Source organism: Cellulomonas sp. IC4_254, from assembly GCF_011603975.1.
Classification (GTDB): Bacteria; Actinomycetota; Actinomycetes; order Actinomycetales; family Cellulomonadaceae; genus Cellulomonas.
The window spans coordinates 1-1,672 of the sequence record NZ_JAANNB010000354.1; the positions used below are offsets into that span (position 1 = coordinate 1).

The window sequence follows — 1,672 nt, forward strand, 5'->3', positions numbered from 1 at the left end:
GCGGTCTGCCCGCCGCCCCCGCACCCTCGCCCGCCCGCGCGCCGCCGCCGCGGCCGCGGCCGCCGTCGCCGGGCTGCTGGCCCTCACCGCGTGCGGCCAGAGCGGGACCGTCGGCGGCGGCACCGACGGCGGCGACGACACGTTCACCGCCGTCATGCTCACCGGCTACACGACGCCGCCGGACCCGGACGTCAACTACGACGGCCCCGGCCTCAACATCATCGAGAACACCTACGAGGGCCTGGTGGCGTACCAGGACGGTGTCGAGGAGCCGACGATCGTCCCGGAGCTCGCCGAGGAGTGGACCGTCTCGGACGACGGCCTCACCTACACGTTCACGCTGCGGTCGGGCGTCACGTTCCACGACGGCACGGAGCTCACCTCCGAGGCGGTGAAGGCGTCGTTCGAGCGCCGCACCCAGGTCGACGCCGGCCCGGCGTACATGGTCGGCGACGTCGCGTCCGTCGAGACCCCCGACGACCTCACCGCCGTCGTCACGCTCACCGCCCCGAACGCGGCGTTCCTCGACTACCTCGCCTCGCCGTTCGGCGTGAAGCTCGTCAGCCCGACCGTGCTCGCGCAGGAGGCCGGGGACGACCTCGCGCAGACCTACCTCACGACCCACGACGCCGGGACCGGCCCCTACGAGCTCACCGGCGTCGAGACCGGCGAGCGCTACGAGCTGACCGCCTACGACGGCTACTGGGGCGACGCCCCGGAGCTCACCTCGGTGGAGATCCAGGTCGCGGAGAACGCCTCGTCGGCGCAGCTGCAGCTCGAGCGCGGCGAGATCGACGCCATCCTCGGCAACCTGAACAAGACGTCGTTCGAGTCGTTCGAAGGCAGCGAGGACGTCACCACGAGCACCTTCGCGAACTTCACGACGCAGATGATCTACGTGAACCCGGGCTCGTCCTGGCTGGCGGACGTCGCGGACCGCGAGGCGCTGTTCGCCGGGATCGACAAGGAGTCGATCATCGACGAGGCGATGGGCAGCCTCGAGGTGCCGACCGACCAGCTGTTCCCGCAGGGCATGGTCGACGCGAGCATCGACGACCAGGGCATCGCCTATGACGAGGGCGCCTGGGAGGCGCTCGGCACGCCGGCCTCCGGCACCGTCCGGATCGCGTACGCCGGCTCCAGCGCGGACGGCAAGGCCGTGGCCGAGGAGCTCGGCTCCCGCCTGAGCACCGCCGGCATCCCCGCCGAGGCCGTCGCGTACTCCGCGGGCACGATCTACGGCATCGCCGACGAGGGCGCCGACGGCCCCGACCTCGCGGTGTTCTCGGTGTTCCCCGACGCCGGCCACCCGGACGCCTGGGCGGGCATCATCTACACCCCCTCGGGCGGGCTGGACCTGTTCGGCGCCGAGGTGCCGGGCCTGCCCGACCTGCTCGACACCGCCCGCGCCAGCGAGGACATCACCGCGTACGCCCCGGTCGCCGAGGCCATCAACGCGACGCGCTACTGGTACTCGATCGGCTCGCTCAACACCACCCTGCTGACCACGCCCGGCATCACGGGCACGCAGGAGGCGCAGAACGTCCTCGAGTACAACGTGCTGCACTTCGCGGCCCTCGGCCGGGGCTGACCCCCGCGCCGCCATCCGAGACCCCGGGGCGGGGCAGCCACCCCCTGACGCGCCCCGGGGTCTCGGATGGCGGCGCGGGGG

General features: G+C 72.8%; 1 protein-coding gene. It reads left to right on the top strand.

The features are described from left to right. Positions 1–1,591: ABC transporter substrate-binding protein (locus tag G6556_RS18705; protein ID WP_166944640.1), on the top strand; the 1,591-nt coding region annotated here is incomplete at its 5' end. Positions 1,592–1,672: the final 81 nt, after the last annotated feature.